Source organism: Biformimicrobium ophioploci, assembly GCF_030270605.1.
GTDB lineage: Bacteria > Pseudomonadota > Gammaproteobacteria > Pseudomonadales > Cellvibrionaceae > Biformimicrobium > Biformimicrobium ophioploci.
In genome coordinates, this window is sequence record NZ_BSYJ01000004.1 from 90696 (window position 1) to 111664 (window position 20969).

22 protein-coding genes are annotated in these 20969 nt (G+C 56.3%); 6 read left to right on the forward strand and 16 right to left on the reverse strand.

Annotated elements, in window-relative coordinates:
* Positions 1–78 precede the first annotated feature (78 nt).
* The 12 genes from QSJ80_RS10305 to cysQ all read right to left on the reverse strand — a co-directional run bounded on the left by QSJ80_RS10305 (position 79) and on the right by cysQ (position 12021).
* A complete protein-coding gene (locus QSJ80_RS10305) occupies positions 79–1017 on the reverse strand; it encodes a glycosyltransferase family 2 protein (protein ID WP_285764367.1) in 939 nt (312 codons plus the stop codon).
* A gap of 14 nt (positions 1018–1031) precedes the next feature.
* Positions 1032–2396 carry a hypothetical protein gene (locus tag QSJ80_RS10310; RefSeq protein WP_285764368.1) on the reverse strand — a complete coding sequence of 455 codons (1365 nt, stop codon included), beginning with the start codon at positions 2394–2396 and terminating at the stop codon, positions 1032–1034.
* The gene (locus QSJ80_RS10315) at positions 2393–3700 is read right to left on the reverse strand and encodes a Coenzyme F420 hydrogenase/dehydrogenase, beta subunit C-terminal domain (RefSeq protein WP_285764369.1); all 1308 of its coding nucleotides are present in this window, start codon (positions 3698–3700) and stop codon (positions 2393–2395) included. The genes QSJ80_RS10310 and QSJ80_RS10315 overlap by 4 nt, the downstream gene beginning before the upstream one ends.
* 32 nt (positions 3701–3732) lie before the next feature.
* A complete protein-coding gene (locus QSJ80_RS10320) occupies positions 3733–5112 on the reverse strand; it encodes a nucleotide sugar dehydrogenase (RefSeq protein WP_285764370.1) in 1380 nt (459 codons plus the stop codon).
* A 56-nt stretch (positions 5113–5168) separates the two neighbouring features.
* Complete coding sequence (locus tag QSJ80_RS10325; RefSeq protein ID WP_285764371.1) at positions 5169–6029, reverse strand: glycosyltransferase family 2 protein; 861 nt, start codon at positions 6027–6029, stop codon at positions 5169–5171.
* A gap of 31 nt (positions 6030–6060) precedes the next feature.
* On the reverse strand, positions 6061–7365 hold the full coding sequence (locus QSJ80_RS10330) for a polysaccharide pyruvyl transferase family protein (RefSeq protein WP_285764372.1): 1305 nt from the start codon (positions 7363–7365) through the stop codon (positions 6061–6063).
* The gene (locus QSJ80_RS10335) at positions 7365–7925 is read right to left on the reverse strand and encodes a glycosyltransferase (protein WP_285764373.1); all 561 of its coding nucleotides are present in this window, start codon (positions 7923–7925) and stop codon (positions 7365–7367) included. Before QSJ80_RS10335 ends, QSJ80_RS10330 begins: the two co-directional genes overlap by 1 nt.
* Positions 7926–8572: 647 nt before the next feature.
* Positions 8573–9478, reverse strand: coding sequence for a UTP--glucose-1-phosphate uridylyltransferase GalU (gene galU, locus QSJ80_RS10340; RefSeq protein WP_285764374.1), 906 nt, complete (start codon positions 9476–9478; stop codon positions 8573–8575).
* 91 nt (positions 9479–9569) lie between these two features.
* A complete protein-coding gene (locus QSJ80_RS10345; RefSeq protein ID WP_285764375.1) occupies positions 9570–10259 on the reverse strand; it encodes an outer membrane protein in 690 nt (229 codons plus the stop codon).
* 112 nt (positions 10260–10371) lie between these two features.
* A complete protein-coding gene (locus tag QSJ80_RS10350; RefSeq protein ID WP_285764376.1) occupies positions 10372–10641 on the reverse strand; it encodes a type II toxin-antitoxin system HicB family antitoxin in 270 nt (89 codons plus the stop codon).
* Positions 10642–10861: 220 nt separating this feature from the next.
* On the reverse strand, positions 10862–11065 hold the full coding sequence (locus QSJ80_RS10355; RefSeq protein WP_285764377.1) for a hypothetical protein: 204 nt from the start codon (positions 11063–11065) through the stop codon (positions 10862–10864).
* A 131-nt stretch (positions 11066–11196) separates the two neighbouring features.
* Complete coding sequence (gene cysQ, locus QSJ80_RS10360) at positions 11197–12021, reverse strand: 3'(2'),5'-bisphosphate nucleotidase CysQ (RefSeq protein WP_285764378.1); 825 nt, start codon at positions 12019–12021, stop codon at positions 11197–11199.
* Positions 12022–12159: 138 nt separating this feature from the next.
* Here cysQ and QSJ80_RS10365 point away from each other — a divergent pair, with 138 nt between their 5' ends.
* The 4 genes from QSJ80_RS10365 to QSJ80_RS10380 all read left to right on the forward strand — a co-directional run bounded on the left by QSJ80_RS10365 (position 12160) and on the right by QSJ80_RS10380 (position 15539).
* Positions 12160–12831 carry a lysoplasmalogenase gene (locus QSJ80_RS10365; protein WP_285764379.1) on the forward strand — a complete coding sequence of 224 codons (672 nt, stop codon included), beginning with the start codon at positions 12160–12162 and terminating at the stop codon, positions 12829–12831.
* Between the two features lie 5 nt (positions 12832–12836).
* Positions 12837–13511 carry a GMP/IMP nucleotidase gene (gene yrfG / locus QSJ80_RS10370; RefSeq protein ID WP_285764380.1) on the forward strand — a complete coding sequence of 225 codons (675 nt, stop codon included), beginning with the start codon at positions 12837–12839 and terminating at the stop codon, positions 13509–13511.
* On the forward strand, positions 13504–13887 hold the full coding sequence (locus tag QSJ80_RS10375; RefSeq protein ID WP_285764381.1) for an RNA-binding S4 domain-containing protein: 384 nt from the start codon (positions 13504–13506) through the stop codon (positions 13885–13887). The genes yrfG and QSJ80_RS10375 overlap by 8 nt, the downstream gene beginning before the upstream one ends.
* Positions 13888–14012: 125 nt before the next feature.
* Positions 14013–15539 (forward strand): S1C family serine protease, encoded by a 1527-nt coding sequence (locus QSJ80_RS10380; protein ID WP_285764382.1) that lies wholly within the window; start codon positions 14013–14015, stop codon positions 15537–15539.
* A gap of 7 nt (positions 15540–15546) precedes the next feature.
* On the opposite strand, the gene QSJ80_RS10385 is transcribed toward QSJ80_RS10380, so the two are convergent.
* From QSJ80_RS10385 to QSJ80_RS10395, 3 genes are all read right to left on the reverse strand, one after another.
* Positions 15547–15696, reverse strand: a complete 150-nt coding sequence (locus tag QSJ80_RS10385) for a hypothetical protein (protein ID WP_285764383.1) — start codon at positions 15694–15696, stop codon at positions 15547–15549.
* A 69-nt stretch (positions 15697–15765) separates the two neighbouring features.
* The gene (locus QSJ80_RS10390; RefSeq protein ID WP_285764384.1) at positions 15766–16326 is read right to left on the reverse strand and encodes a hypothetical protein; all 561 of its coding nucleotides are present in this window, start codon (positions 16324–16326) and stop codon (positions 15766–15768) included.
* A 199-nt stretch (positions 16327–16525) separates the two neighbouring features.
* Positions 16526–16753, reverse strand: coding sequence for a hypothetical protein (locus QSJ80_RS10395; protein ID WP_285764385.1), 228 nt, complete (start codon positions 16751–16753; stop codon positions 16526–16528).
* 42 nt (positions 16754–16795) lie between these two features.
* Here QSJ80_RS10395 and hslO point away from each other — a divergent pair, with 42 nt between their 5' ends.
* Complete coding sequence (gene hslO, locus QSJ80_RS10400; RefSeq protein WP_285764386.1) at positions 16796–17674, forward strand: Hsp33 family molecular chaperone HslO; 879 nt, start codon at positions 16796–16798, stop codon at positions 17672–17674.
* Between the two features lie 253 nt (positions 17675–17927).
* Positions 17928–19487 (forward strand): phosphoenolpyruvate carboxykinase, encoded by a 1560-nt coding sequence (locus QSJ80_RS10405; protein ID WP_285764387.1) that lies wholly within the window; start codon positions 17928–17930, stop codon positions 19485–19487.
* Between the two features lie 174 nt (positions 19488–19661).
* On the opposite strand, the gene QSJ80_RS10410 is transcribed toward QSJ80_RS10405, so the two are convergent.
* Positions 19662–20966 carry a DASH family cryptochrome gene (locus QSJ80_RS10410; RefSeq protein WP_285764388.1) on the reverse strand — a complete coding sequence of 435 codons (1305 nt, stop codon included), beginning with the start codon at positions 20964–20966 and terminating at the stop codon, positions 19662–19664.
* Positions 20967–20969: the final 3 nt, after the last annotated feature.

Genomic DNA, 20969 nt, shown 5'->3' on the forward strand with positions numbered 1-20969 from the left:
CTAAGCTGGTTGCCGGTTGCACTGGCGTCCAGGTCAGGGGCCATTTTTTGAAGAAAAGCAATTCAAAAAAATGGCTGTTCAGGCAAACAAGTCTTTGGCCTGGCCTAGCGAAATTCCTCGCCAGGCTTTTGCTTTTTCACCCAGGGAGGGCTTGATCAAGGACGCTGCGGTATAGCTGCCCATTCTGATCACGCTTCCAACAAGTAACACGCCCATTGCCAGTCGATACAGTGCTGACGGCCAGTGCTTCTTCAGGTAAAGCGACTTCGACGTCATCAGGTAGTGCTGTTTTCGAGAGGACGTCAAGGTCGCGCTTCCCGCATGCTCGATCACCGCGTCGGTGCACACCGCCGGTTTTGCTCCCAGATTTCGTGCGCGCCGGCAAAAATCGATCTCTTCAGAATACATAAAGAATGTTTCATCGAAGCCTCCTAGCCGTTTTAGCGTTGCGATGTCTACTAGCATAAAACACCCGGATACGGCATCGACATGGCAATTCAGCTCGAGGTCGGAGAGGGTATAGGAGCCGGGCAGGCGCCTGCCGATGCGAGCAGCAATCGCATTGTAAAGAAATGCCCAGGAGGCGATACCGAGAAGGTTCGGCTCACGCCATGCGCATTTCCCGTCGTAATTTCCATAGCTATCTACGGTGATGCCACCCCAAATTAGGCACTCAGGCCTGAATGTGGAAAAGGAAATAAGCCGATCGATACTGTCGTATGGCACCCTTACGTCCGGATTCAGTAGGAGCACTCTGCCATGGGATGGCAGATGGTCAAATGCTAGGTTGCAACCACCGGCAAACCCGAGGTTCACCGGTGAGCTGATTATATTCAGGTTGGTGAAACTGTAACCACGCAGGCACGTCAGAGAGTCGTCCGAAGAAGCGTTGTCCACTACTGTTACAGACAGGCGCCGGGAATCGCCATTTCCCGCCGAAAGGTCCTGAAGTACGCTGACAATATCTGCACCGCAGTTATAACAGACAAAAATAACATGTAATGTTTCCACCTGCATGGGACCTGCTGTACTCAATTTCCGCCCGCTGCACCTGAGCGGGGAGGTGTAACCGGGATGGATGTTGGCCTCTTCAAGGGGCGAGGAGCCCAAGCCGGCATGCTCGCGCAAGCTATGCCACCTGCGAGCAGGAAAAACAGAGAAGTCATCTGGCCGAAATAGCTGACAGAGATGAAGCCTGCTGCGTGAGCAAAAAGAAACACCCAGCATCCCCAGAAAACCTGCTTTTCGTAACGGCTATTGCTATGGCGCAAACGTTGTGCGATCTGAGAGAAAAGCATGTACAGAAATAGTGCAAAAAGAAGAAGCCTGAGCATGCCGCCGCGGACGCCTTCCAGCACATACTGATTTGTAAGATCCTGTAGTCCCCAGCCCCAGTGGCCGGTATAACTGGTACCTATCATCCACCACTCATCGACCCGGAGTATGAACTGGTTTATCAGGTTGTAGCGGTGCCATCCTGTAGACCCCCCGGCCAGGTCCACCCTGGAAATCAGATGCCAGATGGGTTGCTCCATCAGAATATGCAGTATGCTCAAAACCCCGATCCCAAGCCACATGAGCAGCGCGAGGTGCCTGTGGAGGCTAAATGCCATGATCCCTGCAAGACCTGCTGCGAGTGTCAGGACCGGAGTACTGGAGGCTGTAGCAAACACGATAAAGGTTGCGCAGCCAGCGCCAAGTAGCACAGTCCAGCGGCGCCGGTCACGGCCACGCCAGAATGCGAGGAACAGCGGAACGATAGTCGCCCAGAAAGCCCCTGCGAGTATCGGGTGTGAAAAAGGCCCCTGGCAACGAAGTTTGCCCTGGCGAACAATTGTCTCCGGGGGTACACCACCGAAAATCGAGAACAGATTCCTGCCAGTGCTCTGTTCCAGTAGAAACATACAGGCTGTTGGCACGGCAAGTATGGCTACGCCTATACATAGCGTACGTATATCGACAATCGAGCGGATATATATCCGCCCAACCAGAAAAGCGCCAAGGGCATCAATCGCAGCCCCCGTGCGTGTGACAACCGCACCAAGATTACCTGCCTGTAAACCGCCACCTACAATCGACCAGAGCGCCCAGGCTACGATGACGGTATCCAGTGGCATCCAGCGCATATCCCGTACATGGCCCCTGGCGACGGCCACAAGCAGAGTCATCAGGATCAGAATACGTAGAAAGGTAAAGTCCAGTGACAGCACGGCGACTCGCTGGACACTCGGAATCGCGACAGCCAGGAACAGTAGAGGAAAGAACATGTACCGGCGGGGCAATACGGTCAGCGATAGGAGGCAGACAGCCAGCACCGTAAGCCCCAGCGGGTGTACAATGGTTTGGTCCGCCCAGAGCCCGCCACCGAAAATTTCTGGCATTTCCCTTTCGTTCATGAGACCCCCGCCTCGTCCTGTGCTTGGGTAGCAGGTTCCGGCTTACTGATGATTGATCCTGCCGGCTGATATAGGCGCTTCCTGACAAAGCGCTTGACAGTACCAAGAATTGAGGAAATTTTTTCTCCAGGTGTGCAGTATCTGAAAAACGCACCCACCAGGTGAAACCCGTGATAAACCGGCGCAGCGGCGCCGAGCACGCGCAGCGTCACCAGTCTTCCCCACAGAGCGCCGCGCGTCTTCAAAAGGTTCGGTTGGGAGTCGGGGAGCATTGCCTTGTCCTCTCTGGTAACCTTCAGAAAGCCAGCCCGAATAGCACCTTCAAGTATCTCAGCCCCCCGCTCAGTGCGAGCGATAACTAGGGAGCTGCCTGCTTCACCGGGTTTGATAGGGCGATACCAGGGGTCGCCCACGGAAATGTCACTAAATTCACCGGTATGATCTGGGCAGATGTAGCAGCGCCATTGGCGGTACCGTTGAAGGTATTCCCAGGATTCCTGATAACTCATGGAATGGGATTGCGCAGATCCTCCGGTGTCAACGTAGTCTAATTTCCAGTTGCCGGGCCAGCCTTTACCGCGAAAGCGCAACGCCTTTATCGAATGAGAACTGGGCGCGCCAGATTCGTGTGCCAGTGCGAGTGCGCCAGCCGTAGATGGGACGCCGGCACAGAAAATGGATATCGTCACACCTATCGAGTCCTGGAGGCGCTGGTCCTGAAGTCCAGCGCGATAGATCGCAGCCACATCACAGGGTTTACCAATAAATACGCCCTTTCCGTGTTTTCCGAGCTCGGTGAGCTTCGCACAGGGTGCCGAAGGTGCGTATCGGGACCCCGCGGAACTCCTCAGCGTAGAGGCATCCTCAGAAACACGGGACTGATTGGCGTAAGGCTTGTGTGGGTCTGCAGCGGTGTGCAGCACAGCCAACATGCCAGCTTGCTGCAGGCAATAACTGGCTATGGCAGTAGCGGCGCCGCCGCTGGATCCTTCAAAGCGCATTGTGGGATCCGCGGCATAGGCTTCCGCAACTCGCTCGACCGGGCCCCAATCCGGTAGCAAGTCCGGGTCACAGCGATCGGATGCGATGAGCGTTCTGCGGTCCAGCCTGAAACCCGGACAGGCCGCCAGCGCCTTGCCATTTGCCTCGGGCGCACCAGGCAGAACTACTGGACGCAGGCCTTCGTCGTCAAAATCTTGGATCTGATAGCGCTCGGGTTCGAGTGCAGCGCAGATGCCGCAGCCAGTGCAGAGATGACTCTGTCTTACGTCTTCAATCGATCTTATGTTCTTAAACAGGTGCATGATTATTCGGGGTGCCAAACTAACGGCCGCTATCAGCGGCCGATGCCTTTGTAAATGACGGATTCTGCGTCAAATGACTCTGGATCCAGGCAGTTCCTGCCGTCTATTACTACTTCTATGCCAAGGCCGGCGAAGTCTACCCCGGAAAGAGCGGCCTTGAGCTCGGTGTGATCGGTGACAATTACGGCTGCTTTTGCTCCATGAAGTGCTGATGTAATATCACTGTGGGTGTTTTCCGCCGGGTTCCAGCTATCGAAGACTCTCAGCGAGGCACCTTTCCGCTTAAGGATATCTCGCAAGGGATAAAAAGGAGACTCACGCAGGTCGTCGGTATCACGCTTGTAGGTGGTGCCCAGTATGGCAACTTGTGTTCCCTTGACCGGCATGCCGCGTTCATTCAGTAAGTCCTGCAGGAGCTGGACTGTATAGGTCGGCATAGAAGTATTCGTCGCGCGTGCAAGTTCAATTATCTCCGGAATGAAGCCCGCTTGTCGGGATGCCATTTTTAGCCATTCAGGGTCTACGGCGATGCAGTGCCCGCCCACACCAACGCCAGGATAAAAAGGGCCCTTGCCGAATGGCTTGGTGGCCATGCCATTTATTATGTCCACGACATCCAGTTTTAGCGCGTCGCTGATTTTTGCGAGTTCGTTGACAAAGGCGATATTGACGTCGCGAACAGTATTCTCCATGGCCTTGACCGCTTCTGCATCACGGATGGAACGCATCATGGTGATACTGCCGAGGGGCACCTGCGTGACCTGAAGGCCATATTCATTACTGCGAAACTTGGGGCGTAGTGCAGCGCGCACTGTACGCACATCGAATATATCTCCACCGAGTATGTCCGCGTAGAAAAGAGCAGCTTGTCTGGCACCTTGGTCAGAAAGTGCGCCGACTACGCGCGGGATATTCCCGCAGTGCCAGAATGCATCCCCGGGATTGATGCGTTCCGGGCAGTGGGAAAGAAAGAAATCGCGACCTGGTGTAAGGTTGGAAAGCTGCGCGAGTCTTGGCGCGACTACATCTTCACAAGTCCCTGGAAACACTGTGGATTCGATTACGACAAGATCCCCGCGCTCCAGGTGCGGCCCGACAACCTCCAGGGCATCCAGTAGCGGCGACAAGTCCGGGTTGCGGCTGCTATCTACCGGGGTTGGCACGCAGATAATATAAATGCTGGCGTCAGTCAGTAGCTCCTGTTGGCTGGTGGCCTCGAAGTTACCACTTTGCATGGCTTCACTGAACAAGAGTTCAGCATTTTTGTCCCGGAAGTGGCATTGGCCGCTATTGATACTGTCTATGACAGAATGTTTTTTATCGAACCCCAATACCCGGTATCCACGCACGGCGCAGAGTGAAGCGAGCGGCAGTCCGACATAGCCAAGCCCTATTACAGCCACGTGTTTCATGATATGAAAACCTCCTTGTATGAACCAAAAAAAGCTGTTGCGGGATCAGCAGCCATTCACAGGGATTCAGTGCCGGCATCGCTCCGGCTGCTGTTGTCGCGGCCCCACTCGTAAGGCTTGGTTCGTCTGTATACGTAATAGGCGCGCAGAAATGATATTGCATTAACAGTGTAATAAACCAAAAAACCCAGGATTGGCGGCCGTAATAGAAAGGTTTTGTGTCTCGACTCTTGATTAGCAGCGCAACCCATCATACCAGACAGCTCTCTTTTCCCCAGCTTCCCCCTTGTTCTTATCTTCAAAAGACTGCCAAGGTCCATGGGGGCAAAAACTCGACTGCAACACTCCTCGCAAACCCTTGTGTATTCCTGGCCCACCGCCTTTCGGACATAGCCATCATCTGACATTACCTTAGGAAATTTTCCGAATTTTTTTCGGGCTGAGAAATTCATCGCGTAAACGCCAGAGCCAAACCCCTCCTGGATAAAGAAGCGGGTCTTACGCCATGTTGCATAGAACCTCTTTACAGGCCAGCTCGATCTAGACAACTCAATGCTCGCCCGTGGCGCAACAAGTATTGGCTGGTCGCTGCTCGACGCAATGGATATGAGTTTGTGAATTGAGGGCTTGTCTATGACAATGTCGGCATCGACATATACACGGGGGTATCCCAACCCGAGGTTTTCTGCAGCATTTATCGCATTAATTTTTGAGGCTTCGTCCAGTTCAAGGCAGATAACCTCCGGAAATCTACCGCGCACGATTTTGGCGGTGTTGTCGGTGCAGCCGTTACAGGCCACAACTACCGAGTAGTCGGCCGGTTCATCGTCAGGAAGAATTTCGCTAAGTAGGCGGGCTATACCTCTGGCCTCATTAAAAGCCGGTATGATTACGCTCGGTTTTATTTTGCAATCCATGCTGCGTTTTCGATCCTGCAGTCACTTGCCGCTAAAAGACGGCTTCCGGCGTTCGAGAAAGTGCGCAACACGCACTACTGATCTCGTCCATTTGTTGTTTTGCGGTTTCGAGAAGCTTCGGTAAGGTCGCACAAATCTGCTTGCGTATAGATTCTCTTTCGGAAAATCTACGAACGGCGAGCTCGATGAGCTCTTCTGTTTGCAGGAGTCTGGGATCGACGACATTGTGTCCTTGCGCGCATGTTTCGAACACACCCAGCGTTTTTTTGCTATAGGCGATTGCGAGCGTCGGCACCCCACTGGACAAGCTGGCTATGGTGGAGTGCATGCGCGTCCCGCAAAACCAGCTTGTTCGCGCGATCATCCACTTGGCCTCCTGGTCGTTATAGTTAGCGTCCGGGATGAAAATTCGATCCGAATAGGACTTCCCGACCTGCCTGCACACGTCCAGACAGGCGTCCAGGTCTGACTCGGGGTGCCCCGTGGGTGTCAGCACGTGCGGGAGCAGCATAATGGTGCAGTTACTTTCACGTAAAATTTGCCGCACTATCTCAACTACGGCGCGCCTATAATCCGCCATGAGCCCAAAGTTCTGTTTTGCACCAACCGGGTCGTTATAGATTAGGCCGTTGATGTTTATGCCAACCACTTCCCGGGTTGGTTCGGTAAGGCATTCAGGAATAGCCCGTGGTTTTTTAGGCGGCAGCAGAAATGCCACGTCTACACCCCGTCGATGCCGCCGCGGATCGTATTCGCCCTGTAGCAGTTCCTTCAAATATTCAAAACTGCGAGCGTCACGCGCCCATGCATAGTCTGCCGCCCTTACGATTTCGGATGACGTCTTCCGGTTGCTAATGTTGGCGAATGGACCGTAGGTTTGCGGCAACAGGATCAGTGGGCGCCGCAGGCGCAGCAAGAGCTGTTTTGTCCTGGTAATTGTCTGGAATCGATGGGCGCCATAAAGATCCGTAAAACTGTCGCCGCCACTGATATCCAGGGCCACGTCAAGATTTTTCAATGCGTTAAGGTTGGCATTGCCTGTCCCTCCCAGCATTGCCGTGAGCTGCATATTGATCATGCTGTCATGTTGGTAGATCCTGCGTGAATTCCGCATGCCGCAATGGGAAACCGGCCTGGTCAGGCGAAGTCTCTGGTAATCACGCATCCGCAGGCCGCGGCCATTGTCAAAGACGGTCAGGGCGGCATCGTTGATACGGCCTCCCAGGCCACTCAATACTGAGTGGCATAATGCACTGACGCCAAGGTTGCCGGTATCCGGGGCGGCACCAAAAATGCCAAGACGCAGGGGTGTCTCTGTGGCTTTTGGAGTCAACATCACGCTTTCCTGTCTTCGACTACACCAGGTGGTTGGGTTTCTGCGGCCGTAATATGATCTGCCATCTCAGAAATTCTTTCAGAGTGGATAAATTCGCGAACAAAATTGACCAGACTGCTGGTGTTCGAATTTTTTGCGCAGTCAGGCGATTCCAGCGAGTCCGCTCGTCCAAGCAAAAGGTTAAGTTGGGGTTCGTCATCGGCAACGTGGATACCTTTGGCGCTGCGGAAACACTGCGCTGTAGCGAGTTGGTGGGCATTGCGCACTTCCCCCAGCAGGTGAGATCGGGGGAAGAGAATGATTGGCTTTCGCCATTCTATTGCAGCCAATATTGACCCCATCCCGGCATGAGAAATGATCAGGTCAGATTTTTTTACAAGGCGCTGGTATTCGCCGCCTTCGATGTAGGCGCGGCTTTCGAAATTCTCCGGCGCGTAGGCGTTTTCGCCAACCTGTGCTAGAAACTCGATGTCACTATGGGTTTGCGCCCACTTGTCGACTGCGCGTACCAGGCGATCAAATGGAAGCTGGGTACCAGTTGTAATCAATGCAAAGGTCATATAATCGAGCCTATGTAAAAAACCGATTTCCCGTCACTTAGCTGTCGCCACTGGGAAAGGGTAGTATGGGCGAGGCGCCTGGCAGCGCGACCGCACATGGAGAGTTCCTGTGCGTTGGCAATACTGTCGATCCATAGTGTGCGCGCGCCAAGCAACCTGCCGGCGACTATGCTGGCGAGCCCGGGTAGCGCACCCGTTGAAATTACGACATCCGGGCGTTCACACCACATGATCCACAGGGATTTGCAGGCAAGCTCGATTGCCCGAAAAGGGCTGTGTCGACTGGCGTCCGGGACAAGATAATAACGGCCTGGAATAGCGGAAATTTCCGGGTTGTCTTTCGCAGTTATAAAAACTGTTTCTGCGCCCTCGAATGCAGGAGAGAGTAACAGCAGTTGTTTCCAGTGACCGCCTGGTGAAGCAGAAGCGAGGATTTTTTTCCGTGAAGCGGTCATAGATCTGGACCCGGAATATTTATAAAAGTTATTTGCGCTTTGGCAGTGGCGTGGGGACTGCCAGACTGTACATTTGAAGGTAGACAAGAGCGGTCTGCATGGCCATTTCTAGAGGGTTTTTTGTCATTTTGGTTTTCTTTTTTCGGTTCCTACAGTTCCTGTACGCCAGGTACGCAGAAAAAATCGGGAGGGTTATTCAGTAATTGGCATCTGTACTTTCGCTGGAGTCTTGTCACGGTCGCGCAGAAATTCTGGGTGACCATGGATGTAGTGCAGTTGGGCTTTCATGTAACCGATTTTGCTGCCGCAATCGAAACTTTTTCCTGCGAGCCGGAACGCGTCGAGTCGCGATTCCTTTACGAGAGGCAGCATGGCATCGGTTAGTTGGATTTCACCGGAATTGTCCGGTTGTGTGCTCGCGAGGAGCGGCCAGATATCAGCCGGGAAAATGTAGCGTCCAACTATCGCCATATTTGACGGTGCGGCATCTATCGACGGTTTCTCAATCACGCCCGAAACCCTGGTTGTTCCGCGTTCCGCCAGCTGTGAGTCCAGACAGTCTACGATGCCGTAATGCGCCACGTCTTTCCATGGAACCGGATCCACCATTACCTGCGCGCGACCGCTCGATTGATAGTTATAAAGCATTTCGGTTAGGTTATTGCCTGCAGAGTCTGCAGGCTGGTCGTGGATCAGTACATCCGGTAACAATACGGCGAAGGGATTTTCTCCAATTACCGGCCTGGCGCAGAGGATCGCGTGACCTAGGCCTTTCGCCTCGGCCTGACGTACCGAAATTACTGTGACACCGGGCGGTATGATCGATCGCACCTCATTGAGCAGCTGGCGCTTCTGGCGCTTGTCGAGTTGCGCCTCCAGCTCAAAGGAGGTGTCGAAGTGGTTCTCGATCGCATTTTTGCTGGCATGGGTGACCAGTACGATTTCGTTAATGCCTGCAGACACTGCTTCATTGACCACATACTGGATCAGAGGCTTATCAACCACAGGAAGCATTTCCTTTGGAATTGCCTTCGTGGCAGGAAGCATACGCGTGCCAAGCCCGGCGACGGGGATGACTGCTTTTTTCACCGGTAGCATGGATTCTGCCTGTTTTAGTTATCGGATTTCGGTCTTGAAAGATGCTTTCTGGAGTGGTTCTCCCACAAATTTTGGCAAACAGTTCTCAGTGTCACTTCGAGTAAGGAAAATCGATTGGCCTGCCGCTGTCGTATTCGGTATACGGTGGCGCTGTGTTCCAGGTCTTGCCGAAGCGCCAGGTCAGGGAAAGCTGGATGTTCTCCATCTTGTCCATGGTGTAGTCGCCGACCCGGCCAACATTGTGGTGGTTGTATTCGATTGCGGTAATCAGGCGGTCAGTCCACTTGTATTGGAAGCCGATGCCCCAGCTGAACCAGTCATCGTTTTCACTCTCGCCGAGGAGGTCGACATATCGCTGTCCTATTTCCTCATCGGTCACCTCGAAGTCATCGGGTAATGCTGATAGCCGGACGCGATCGAGGTCAAAATCTCCATAGTTCCAGCCCATCTTGAGGTAGAGGCACATGATGTCGCAATCGGGCGCCAGGTCGAAATTGAAGTCGACGGAGTACTGGTCCAGATCGCCAAAGTCGCCGTCAGCGGTGAGGTACTTGAACGCCACCTCGAAGCCTGACCATGCCTCCTGAACGCCGAAGCTGATAAAGGCGTCATCGAAGCTTTGTCCCCAGCCGCCATCAATCTCACCCACGCCGCCACCGACTCTGGTGGTCAGGAAGTATTCACCGCGACAGAATCCATCGAGGGGATTGTTCCAGTCGGCAAGGACGTTGCCGGAAGCGAGTGCGGACAGCGCGGCGCAAAATGCGATGGTTCTTTTCATGGTGACTCCGGGGTGTTTTTCCTATTCGTTCCCTGGTCATTAGCCGAATGCTGCTTGGAATGGCTGTAACTGAACGGGTCTCTGCTGGTTGCTTTCAGGTTGTGTCAGGTTCTCAGGTTGAAGGCTGGGTGTGGACGATATCGACAATCGCCCAGATGCCATCCTTGAAGGCCGGATTATTGCGATAGTGATCGATGGTTGCGGGGGCAGGGATGGGCTCGCCCAGTGCCTGCAGCTCGTCCAATCGATCGACGATGGTCTCTGCCATTTTCTGCAGGGTTTCGTCGAGTGTTTCGCCATGCACATGGCAGTGGGGCAGGTCCGGGGCGATTGCGCCGAAGCCGGAATACTGAAAATTATGTACGACCACCGGGTACCGCATAAGTTTGAGCTCTTATTGACGAAATGCACAAACGAAAGGGTAGCCAGAAAAAAAATCTAGGTAGGAAAGTTGGCGCCGCAAACTTGTGAAGTGAAGCGGGAAAACATTTTATATGACGCGGCTTTACGGAATATTTACCGGTGTGCCGGTTAGGCGGCGCCTTTTGGATTTAGAGGCTGGGCAATGGCATTGCCAGCCAGTGTCGACGCGGCACCAAAAATCAGCGCCCGCGGATTTCAGTGAGCATCTGCTTGCGACTGAAAATCATTTCCTTGTAAGTCTGCAGCAGGGCGAAGTCCAGTTTCTCTTCTGTGCCATGCAGTTCACTGACCTGGCGTTCGAGCCAGTCGATTTCATGCTCCAGTTGCCCCGCCAGTTTTCGGGAGGCCAAGTAATTGAGGTGAGCACTGCGGGGATTGGCCATGGCATTACATCTCCAGCTTTTCCTTTGAGTGCGAAAAATCGCGCCGTATTGATAAAGCTTAGGACGTATAGCGGGATTTTGCGCGCCGCGCCACGGTATCTGGCACGGCGGCAATCAGGAGGGGGCGGGGATTAGCCCAGCAGCAGTGGCTTCCAGTCGTAGGAAGGATCGCCGATCACATAGAAGAACGGGTTGAGGATGTCTTCCTTGGTGTTGTAGCGCATCAGCTGGAACTTGTCGTCCACGACGATGCCTCCCGCGGCCTCCACGACCGCCTGCGCCGCAGCGGTATCCCACTCGCTGGTCAGTGCCAGGCGCGGATACAGGTCTGCGGCGCCCTCGGCGACCAGGCATAGCTTGAGCGAGCTGCCCATGTTTTTGGTGTCTACCGGCCCGAGAGCGCCCTGGATCCGGTTCATCAGGGCATCGACGGCGTCGGCGCCGTGACTGCGGCTGGCCACAACCTCGACCGGCTTGCCGCTGTCGATGTGCTGCGCCAGCTTGCGGCTGCTGATCGCTGTACGGGTGCCGTCTGCAATCTTGAAGGCGCCCAGGTCGCGACCGCCGGCGTAGGTGATATTCAGTACAGGCACGTGTACCACGCCCATGACCGGGATGCCGTCCTCAACCAGCGCGATGTTGACGGTAAATTCGCCATTGCGTTTGATGAATTCCTTGGTGCCGTCCAGTGGGTCGATAATCCAGTAGCTTTGCCATTGGCCGCGCACGTCGAAAGGCGGCAGCTTGGACTCCTCGCTGAGTACCGGCACGCCGTCCAGCAGTGCCGCGAGTGCGGGTTCCATGATTGCGTGGGCTGCCAGGTCCGCTGCGGTCACCGGCGAATCATCCTGCTTGGTCTGGATGTCCATCCCTTCGCTGCGCTGGTAAACCTCAAGAATGGCCTCACCGGCCTGTTGTGCGATTGTGATGACCTGTTCCAGAAGCGCCTTGTCCATACCCTATCCCGGTTGAGTTTTACGATAAAGGCGGGGATTATAGGCCGCCTGCGACTGCACCGATAGGGTATGCGGAAATTCCTGAAAACGCCGGTCGGTGGCAGGGCGAGACACATAACGATGAATATGGGAAATACGATGACAACAGCACTGACGCGGAACCAGACTCTACTGTTCGTGGCAATGGGCTGTGTGTTTATTGTGCTGCGTGCAATGTCAGTAGAGGGGCTCCTGCCGGTCCTGCTGAAGCCGCTGCCAATCCTGCTGCTGGCCTGGGTGGCCTGGCGCAACCTGCGCGGGCGCTTGCGCGCGGGTATTACAGCGGCGTTATTGTTTTCGGCCCTGGGCGATGTGCTGCTTGCACTGCAATTCCCGGGGCAGTTTGTCTCCGGCCTCGGCGCTTTCCTGATCGCACAGCTGATTTATACCTACAATTTCCTGCGCGAGGCCGAGTGGCGCGCGGGCATCTTCAGTCGCCGTATTGCCCCGCTAATTGCAGCCGCAGTGGCGTTGGCTGTCATCATCCTGCCGCTGGCGGCCGGCATGCAGGCGCCGGTTGCGGTGTACCTGTGCGCCATCACCGCCATGGCGGTCTGCGCTGCCGCGGTAAGCCCGCCCTCCGGGGTACTGTTCGCCGGCGCGCTGGCGTTTATGTTGTCGGACAGTCTGATCGCCATCAATAAATTCGTGCAGCCGTTCGTTGGGTCTGATGTTGCCATCATGGTCACTTATTATCTGGCCCAGCTGTTGATTGTCAGCGGCCTGCTCCGGCGTCAGGCTGCGCAGCAGGCGGGGAGTACACAGGAGTGAACCCGGTGGACTGGAAGAATGTTGATACGGTGCTGCTGGACATGGACGGCACCCTGCTGGATCTGCACTTCGATAATTATTTCTGGCTGGAGCACCTGCCGAATCGCTACGCAGAGCAACGCGGTGTGGGGCCGGATGAGGTACGTGAACAGCTACTGGCAGACATGGATGCGATCCGCGGCCAACTGGACTGGTACTGCCTGGCCTACTGGTCGGAACGGCTGGATATGGACATGCTGACGCTCAAGGAGGAGATTCGCCACAAGATTGCGATTCGTCCCCATACCGAGGCGTTTCTGGAGGGGCTGCTCGGTGCCGGCAAGCGCGTGATCCTCGCCACCAATGCGCACCGGGATGCGCTGGGGCTAAAGCTGCGTGAGACTGCCATCGACCAGTGGCTGCATAGCGTGGTCTCCTCGCATGATTTCCGCCATCCGAAAGAGGCGCAGGATTTCTGGGTGGCGTTGCAGGAGAGTGAGCCCTTTGACCCGGCGCGCACCCTGTTCGTGGACGACAGCCTGCCGGTGCTGCGCTCCGCGCACAAATACGGCATCCGCCACCTGCTCTGCGTGCGCCAGCCGGACAGCCGCGGACCGGTGCGGGAGATCGATGAATTCCCGGCCATTACCCACTTCGATGAAGTGATGCCAATCGAAAGCGCGCAAGATGTCAATGGATAAAGTCCGTATCGACAAGTGGCTCTGGGCCGCACGTTTTTTCAAGACCCGCAGCATCGCCAAGCAGGCGATCGAGGGCGGCAAGGTGCACTGCGATGGCCAGCGCGTGAAAGCGAGCAAGGAAATTGTGGTGGGCACCCTGCTGGTGGTGCGCCAGGGTTGGGATGAGAAAACCGTCGAGGTGCTGGCGTTGTCAGACCAGCGTCGCGGTGCGCCCGAGGCGCAGAAACTCTATCGAGAGACCGAGGACAGCGCGCAGAAACGCGCCGAACAGGAAGCCGCGCGCAAGGCCGGTGCGGTGCCGCGTGCGGGCGAGGGCCGCCCCACCAAGAAGCAGCGGCGCCAGATCCATCGCTTCCGTGAGGATATGGACAAGTAGCCTGAAAAAGTAAACAGGAAGCAATTTCGGTCATCTTCACAGGGAACTGCTAAATTGACGAAACCGACGGCGTGTTTGCCGGTCCAAATATCGTCAATAAAAATTTTAAGGAAGAAGAGTACGAAATGGCGCGTAAAATTCTCGCGGTCCTGGCCCTGGGGCTGTTCCTCGTCCCCCTTGCCCACGCCGACACGGCAGAGATCGAGCGCATCAAGCGTTCGATCATCAAGATATATACCACTGCGGCAGCGCCGGATTACTTCAACCCGTGGGCGCTTCTGAATGCCAAGCAGCTCAACGGCTCCGGTGCCGTCATTGCCGATAACCGCATCCTCACCAACGCCCATGTCGTTGCCAATGGCAGCTATATACAGGTACAGCGCCACGGCGACGCCAAGAAATACCGTGCGCGCGTGGACGTGATTTCACACGAGGCGGACCTCGCTGTGCTTTCCGTCGACGACGAGAGCTTTTTCGAGGGCACGCGTGCCCTGCGCATCGGCGACCTGCCGGAGCTGCAACAGGAAGTTACGGTGTACGGCTACCCCATTGGCGGCAAGTCGCTGTCCATTACCCGCGGCGTGCTGTCGCGGGTCGAGCACCAGTACTACGCCCACGCTGACAGTTACCTGATGGCCGGCCAGATCGATGCCGCCATCAACCCGGGCAACAGCGGTGGCCCGGTAATTTCCGGTGGGCGTATTGTCGGTGTGGTGATGCAGGCCAATACCAGCCAGCGCGCAGAAAACCTTGGTTACTTCGTGCCGCCCATCGTGATTCGGCATGTACTGGAAGACGCCGGTGACGGCAGCCACGATGGTTTCCCGGAACTCGGCGCGGTAACCCAGAACATGGAGAGCCCCTCGATGCGCGCCATTGCAGGGTTGGAGGACGACCAGGAAGGTGCGCTGGTGGTCAGGGTATTCGAGGACTCCAAGGCTGCCGGGGTACTCAAGCTCGGCGATGTGATTCTCGAGGTCGATGGTATGGAGGTTGCCGAGGACCGGACCGTGGAATGGCGCCCGAATCAGCGCACCAACTACCATTTCGCCATCGACCGACACCATGTCGGTGACAAGATCAAGGTGAAGGTTGCGCGCGATGGCGAGGAGCAGACACTGGAGGTAGAGCTGGGCAAACCGCCGCTGTCTCGCACCCTGGTACTCGCCGAACAGTACGACGAGCTGCCGCAATACTACATCTATGGGGGTGTGGTGTTTGTGCCGCTCAATATGAACCTGATCAAGCGCTGGGGCAGCAGCTGGCACTCCAAGGCGCCGGTGGATTTCCTGCACGCGCGCAGCCAGTGGGCCGACGCCGATCGCAAGGAGCTGGTGGTCGCACTCAAGGTCCTGCCCGCGGCGATCAACCTGGGTTATCACGACTGGAAGAACTGGATCGTGGAACAGGTGAACGGCAAGCCCGTACGGGATTTCCTGTCGTTTGCGCGGATGCTGGAAGACAACAGCGAGGCATTCGTTCGAATGGAGGATGATGCGGGATACATGATGGTGCTGGAACACGAGGAGGCCAGCAGGCAACAGCCGCTGATCCTGGAAACCTACCATATCCCCGCACGCCATTCGCCGGGGCTGTTCGATTCCAGCGCAGCGGCGGGCAAGGGGCGCACACCGCATACTTCCGCGCTGTGACCTGATATCAGTCACCCTTCACCAGTTGCAGAACACCAGGGCCGCCAGTGAGTCGCTGGCGCGACCCGCCTTCGGCGTACTCCGCCAGCGACTCGATGGATTGCGCTGCACGGTCGTCGAGGCGAAGTACCACACGTTGCGTTACAGTGGCGGCCACGCTGATACCTAGCCGCTGGGCAGGACATCGGCTCTGCGGCCTGGCGCGAAGTGGCTGATGCCGTTCCCGCTACCAAATAAATTGCAAGCCGATGCTGGAGAAATACAGCAGATCCGTTTCTGCCGCACCCGGGTAAGCATCCAGATTCAGGCCAAACCTCAAAGGACCCTTGCCAAGTTCAGCCCCGAAGCCTAGCAGTGGTACCACCCCGCTGGAGCTGTCTCCCCCACCGAGAAAAGCACCGCCGGACCGGGATTCCTCCCAGTACCCCAGGCCACCTTTCGCATGCCATTGCACCCAGTCATTGATGGGGCTTCGCCATAACAGTGCGGCATCAGTAATACTCGAGCTTACACTGGGGGCGTTAAAAATCGGGTCGACATCATCCGTCAAGCGAACATCGAAAAAAGTGCTGCCCAGCCGGAGTTCAAACTGTTCCGAGACCCTTAGACCGTAAAAAAGACGGAAGGCCTGATCGCTATCATCACAATCATAGTTCGTGGAAAAGTTGGCACATGGGCTGCCGGAGGTGCCTGCGGGGCCGATCTCAATTCCAAGGGCATGATCGACCGCATGGGCAGATGCCGGAAGCGTTAAAACGAAGCCGAATACCAGAACCCCAAATCGCATGATAAATCTCCTTGATCGAGAATCGAATCAGACGCTGGAGCGATAGTGTCAAGCGGATGGCCCCAGGTTTTGCGGGCTGCTAAAAAAGAATCACAAAATCTGACAGGAGCTACAAGCCAACCCTGCCCGTACCCTCTCACAAATGCCGCGGCCAGTACAGTCGCCCGCCGGGTATATTTTCTGACTACGGGAAGGCGAGTCACATGCTCATCGTCGGGATCAGGTACTCTGGTTTAAACATGCCCCATACGACCTCCTCGGACAATTGGCGCCATATCCGCAATGGGCCTCCCGCAACTTGGGCGCTGGCGGCACCGAAGCGTACGCCGCGGAAGATGCCGGCGAGGAGGGTCACATAGTTGTCCATCAACTCGCCTTCGGCGATCTCACCCTTATCGTGCAGGCGGGTCACCTTTTGCCGCTGCACGCTATGCTCTAGAATGCGCGCATTTTTCAACCGGCGATCGACATGTCAGACCAGCTTCAACGCTTTATATTCTCCGGTCACGATATTCGTGGCCAGGTAGTCACCCTGGGTGACGCCTATCGCGACATCCTCTCCAACAACAGCCTGCCGGCGCCCGCGGCACACCTGCTGGGCGAGTTTCTGGCGGCGGCCTGCCTGCTGTCCACCACCCTCAAGTTTGAGGGCATCCTGACGCTGCAGGCGCGCGGCGATGGCAACATGCCACTGATCATGGCGGAGTGTACCCACCACAGTGACCTGCGCGGTATTGCGCGGCTGGAGGCGGATGCGGTCATTCCGGAGGGCGCCGGCCTGCGCGAGCTGCTGGGGGAAAATGCGGTGCTCAGCATCACCATCGACCCGGCCAAAGGGTCGCGTTACCAGGGCATGGTGCCGATGGAAGCCGATACCCTGGCGGGCTGCCTGGAGCACTACTTCGAGCGCTCCGAACAGCTAGCCACCCGCTTCTGGCTGGAGGCGGCGGCAGATACCGTCGGTGGCATCATGTTGCAGATCATGCCCGGTAATAACGCCGCCACCGCCGAGGAAAATGCCCAGGCCTGGGATGATGCCGTTGCCATGGCGGCAACCGTCACCGCAGAGGAACTGCACAACCTGCCGCATGACCAGCTGGTGTACCGGCTGTTCCACGAGCTGGCACCGGCCGATATGGGCATGTCGGATATCCGTTTCCGCTGCAGCTGCTCGCGCGAGCGCAGTGAGCAGGCGCTGGTGGCGATGGGTGAGGAAGAGGTGCGCGAATTGTTGCAGGAATCCGCAGGCGAAATCGCGGCCGACTGCCAGTTTTGCAACCAGCAATATCGTTTCGACAGTAACGATATTGACGCCCTGTTTGGTTCGCCGACGCAGACCCTGCACTGACCAAAAGTTAGTAAAAAACGGGCGATATTTTTTGTAGGAAAACTACAGAAAAACCCTTTTTTTGTAGTATTTGTCGTATTTGCAATCTCTATCCTGAATATTCAGGAGAATTGGGCTTTCATTGCGCAAAAATCGCCGGACTTCGGTATTAACCCGCATTGAACTTTGCCATAATGGCGCCCCCAAAAATCCGGGTGGCGCCTGCTGCGCTGCACGGATGCAGATGCAGGATCAGATTAAAGGTATTCGACGAATGGCACGATTGGACGAAGCGACGGTAGTACTGAAGGACCTGGCTTCCGCTCGACTGGTTGAAGAAGCAATCACCCGCGGTGAAGGCAAGCTGACCGCCACTGGCGCGCTGCTGGCCACCACCGGCGCCCGCACCGGCCGCTCCCCGGCAGATCGCTTTGTGGTGGAAGAGCCTTCCACTGCCGACAGCATTGCCTGGGGCAACGTCAATCGCCCGTTCCCGCAGGACAAGTTCGATGCGCTGTGGAGCCGTGTCGAGAGCTTCGTCGCTGCCAGCGATTCTTTCGTGCAGCACCTGCACGTTGGCCAGGACGAAGACCACTACCTGCCGGTCAAGGTCACCACCCAGACCGCGTGGCACAACCTGTTCGGCCGCAATATGTTTATCCGTCCGGAGAAGTACAACCCGCAGGCGAAGGAAGAGTGGCGCATCCTGCACGCCGCCAACTTCGAATGTGACCCGGAGCGCGACGGCACCAATTCTGAAGGCGTCGTGATCATCAATTTCGCCCAGCGCAAGGTCCTGCTGGCCGGCATGCGCTATGCCGGTGAGATGAAGAAGGCCATGTTCTCCGTGCAGAACTTCCTGCTGCCGGAGAAAGACGTGATGCCGATGCACTGTGCCGCCAACGTTGGCAAAGACGGCGATACCTGCCTGTTCTTCGGCCTTTCCGGCACCGGCAAGACCACCCTGTCTGCAGATCCTGAGCGTTACCTGATCGGCGATGACGAGCACGGCTGGGCCAAGGGCGCGGTGTTCAATATGGAAGGCGGCTGTTACGCCAAGACCATCAACCTGAGCCAGAAAAACGAGCCGGTAATCTGGGACGCGATCCGTTTCGGTGCCATCGTTGAAAACGTGGTGACCGACGAAGCCGGCGTGCCGGACTACGACGATACCTCCCTGACCGAGAACGGTCGTTGTTCTTACCCGCTGGAGCACGTCGAAATGCGCCAGCTGGAAAACCGCGCGGGCGAGCCGAAGAACGTGATTTTCCTGACCTGTGATGTGTCTGGTGTACTGCCGCCGGTTTCCATCCTGTCAAAGGAAGCGGCCGCGTATCACTTCCTGTCCGGTTACACCGCCCGTGTTGGCTCAACCGAGTTGGGCGCCGAGGCCGGTATCCACCCGACCTTCTCCACCTGCTTCGGTGCGCCGTTCATGCCGCGCGCACCGCGCGAGTATGCGGACCTGCTGATGAAGCGTATCGAGGAGTTCGGCTCCAACGTGTACCTGGTGAACACCGGCTGGACCGGTGGCTCCGGTGGCTCTTCTCAACATCAGGGCAAGCGCTTCCCGATTCCGGTCACCCGCGCGGTGGTTGCGGCCATCCAGAGCGGTGCCCTCGAAGGTGTGGCCACCGAGCACCTGGATATCCTCAACCTGGATATCCCTGTGGAAGTACCGGGTGTGGACAAGTCCTACCTGAACCCGCGTGAAGCCTGGGCGGACAAGGGCGCCTACGATGCGGCGGCGACCAAGCTGGCCAAGCTGTTTGCTGAGAACATCAAGAAGTTCGAAGTGGGTAGCGGCATCGAGAACGCCGGCCCGCAGGGCTAAGTGCTCCCTACTCTCTGAAGGCGGCCACCTGGCCGCCCGCGAAAGCCGGCTTAATAGCCGGCTTTTTTGTCCGCTGGCAATGTGTCGCAGGTTGCATTTCAAAAATGTATGACGACTTCCCTAAAGAAATCACGTTTCGTGCCATCGGGCGCACCGGTACTGAGCTAACCCTATCTAATTACTGAGCCACAAGTTGCGATAAGCTCTGTCCGGATCGTAATTTTCTGCCTGTCGCTCGATATTAAACCTGCGGTCTCGCGAGTCATTACCCACGCCACTGTTATACATCCAGTTTCCATAGTTACTGTGTACGTCATAGTCGATGAGCTGACTCTCAAACCAGGCGGCGCCGGCGCGCCAGTCCTGCTGCAGTTCCTTCGCCCAGTAGCTCGCTACATTTTGCCGCCCGCGGTTGCTCATCCAGCCTGTAGTGGCGAATTCGCGCATATTGGCGTTGACGAAATCGTAGGGTGTGCGCCCTTCTATCCATGCCACAAGCTTTTTCTCATCCAGCTGCCACGTGTAATCCCGCGCGCGAATACCGCTCAGGACGAATAGGCGATCACCGTGCTTGAGTGATATGTATTTGAAGTAGTCGCGCCACAGCAGTTCAAACTGCAGCCAATAGGTGTCTTCGTTGGCCTGTACTTCCCGTTCGAAACGTTTCAATTCTGCATGCACCTCTCGTGGCGACAGGCTGCCATTCGCCAGCCAGGCGGAGAGTTTGCTACTGTATTCGGTGCCTATCAGGCCGTTGCGGGTTTGTTTGTAGCGGGTAATGTTTTCGCTGCGCCAGAAATATTCCTCTATACGTTGCTTGCCCGCGGCACTACCACCGGTGAAGGGAAAAGCACTGCGAGGGTCTGCTACCGGTTGCTCCAGTCCAAGCTCTTCAAGTGTCGGCAATGGCGAGCTGCCACCTGCTGCTGTGAGATTTCTTCCGGATCGCGGTGTGGGGGTGGGCAGCGGCGTGCGTATGGGTAACTGTCGCTCAACCACCTTGCGGAACTGGGTAAACACTTCCGGTAACTCTGCGACTTCCGCAAACGGTAGGTCGTCTGGATGGATGAGAAACTGGTCGTAATCCATGTGGATGTGCACTGCGTCCATAGCAGGTGCCGCGCGCAGGGACGCCAGCGCAGTGCGTTCATCTCGCGTCCACTCATATTGCAAAAACAGCTCGGTTATACCGTGTTCGGCGACAAGCTCTGGAATAATCTGTGCGGGTGTACCCAAGCGTATCAGTAGCGGAATATTGAGGTCGGATAGCTGCTGTTGTAAATCTTCCAGGCTCTGCAGGAGAAACTGCGCGCGAAACTTTTCGGTGCGCGGGAATCCGAACTCATCACTGTTGAAAAATTGCGGATCAAAACAGTAGAGGGCGACAACTGGTTCATTACCATGCTCCGGATCGCAGGCCCGATTCAGTGGCCGATTGTCATGGCTGCGCAGATTATTGAGAAACCAGACCAGCTTCATTTT

Coding starts and splice junctions, on each gene's coding strand:
- QSJ80_RS10315 (WP_285764369.1), bottom strand. CDS start 3,700: ATGCACCTGTTTAAGAACATAAGATCGATTGAAGACGTAAGACAGAGT.
- QSJ80_RS10345 (WP_285764375.1), bottom strand. CDS start 10,259: ATGAAAAGAACCATCGCATTTTGCGCCGCGCTGTCCGCACTCGCTTCC.
- hslO (WP_285764386.1), top strand. CDS start 16,796: ATGTCAGACCAGCTTCAACGCTTTATATTCTCCGGTCACGATATTCGT.
- cysQ (WP_285764378.1), bottom strand. CDS start 12,021: ATGGACAAGGCGCTTCTGGAACAGGTCATCACAATCGCACAACAGGCC.
- QSJ80_RS10380 (WP_285764382.1), top strand. CDS start 14,013: ATGGCGCGTAAAATTCTCGCGGTCCTGGCCCTGGGGCTGTTCCTCGTC.
- QSJ80_RS10390 (WP_285764384.1), bottom strand. CDS start 16,326: ATGCGATTTGGGGTTCTGGTATTCGGCTTCGTTTTAACGCTTCCGGCA.
- QSJ80_RS10410 (WP_285764388.1), bottom strand. CDS start 20,966: ATGAAGCTGGTCTGGTTTCTCAATAATCTGCGCAGCCATGACAATCGG.
- QSJ80_RS10330 (WP_285764372.1), bottom strand. CDS start 7,365: ATGTTGACTCCAAAAGCCACAGAGACACCCCTGCGTCTTGGCATTTTT.
- QSJ80_RS10375 (WP_285764381.1), top strand. CDS start 13,504: ATGGATAAAGTCCGTATCGACAAGTGGCTCTGGGCCGCACGTTTTTTC.
- QSJ80_RS10320 (WP_285764370.1), bottom strand. CDS start 5,112: ATGAAACACGTGGCTGTAATAGGGCTTGGCTATGTCGGACTGCCGCTC.
- QSJ80_RS10335 (WP_285764373.1), bottom strand. CDS start 7,925: ATGACCTTTGCATTGATTACAACTGGTACCCAGCTTCCATTTGATCGC.
- QSJ80_RS10350 (WP_285764376.1), bottom strand. CDS start 10,641: ATGCGGTACCCGGTGGTCGTACATAATTTTCAGTATTCCGGCTTCGGC.
- galU (WP_285764374.1), bottom strand. CDS start 9,478: ATGCTACCGGTGAAAAAAGCAGTCATCCCCGTCGCCGGGCTTGGCACG.
- QSJ80_RS10325 (WP_285764371.1), bottom strand. CDS start 6,029: ATGGATTGCAAAATAAAACCGAGCGTAATCATACCGGCTTTTAATGAG.
- QSJ80_RS10310 (WP_285764368.1), bottom strand. CDS start 2,396: ATGAACGAAAGGGAAATGCCAGAAATTTTCGGTGGCGGGCTCTGGGCG.
- QSJ80_RS10305 (WP_285764367.1), bottom strand. CDS start 1,017: ATGCAGGTGGAAACATTACATGTTATTTTTGTCTGTTATAACTGCGGT.
- QSJ80_RS10365 (WP_285764379.1), top strand. CDS start 12,160: ATGACAACAGCACTGACGCGGAACCAGACTCTACTGTTCGTGGCAATG.
- QSJ80_RS10405 (WP_285764387.1), top strand. CDS start 17,928: ATGGCACGATTGGACGAAGCGACGGTAGTACTGAAGGACCTGGCTTCC.
- QSJ80_RS10355 (WP_285764377.1), bottom strand. CDS start 11,065: ATGGCCAATCCCCGCAGTGCTCACCTCAATTACTTGGCCTCCCGAAAA.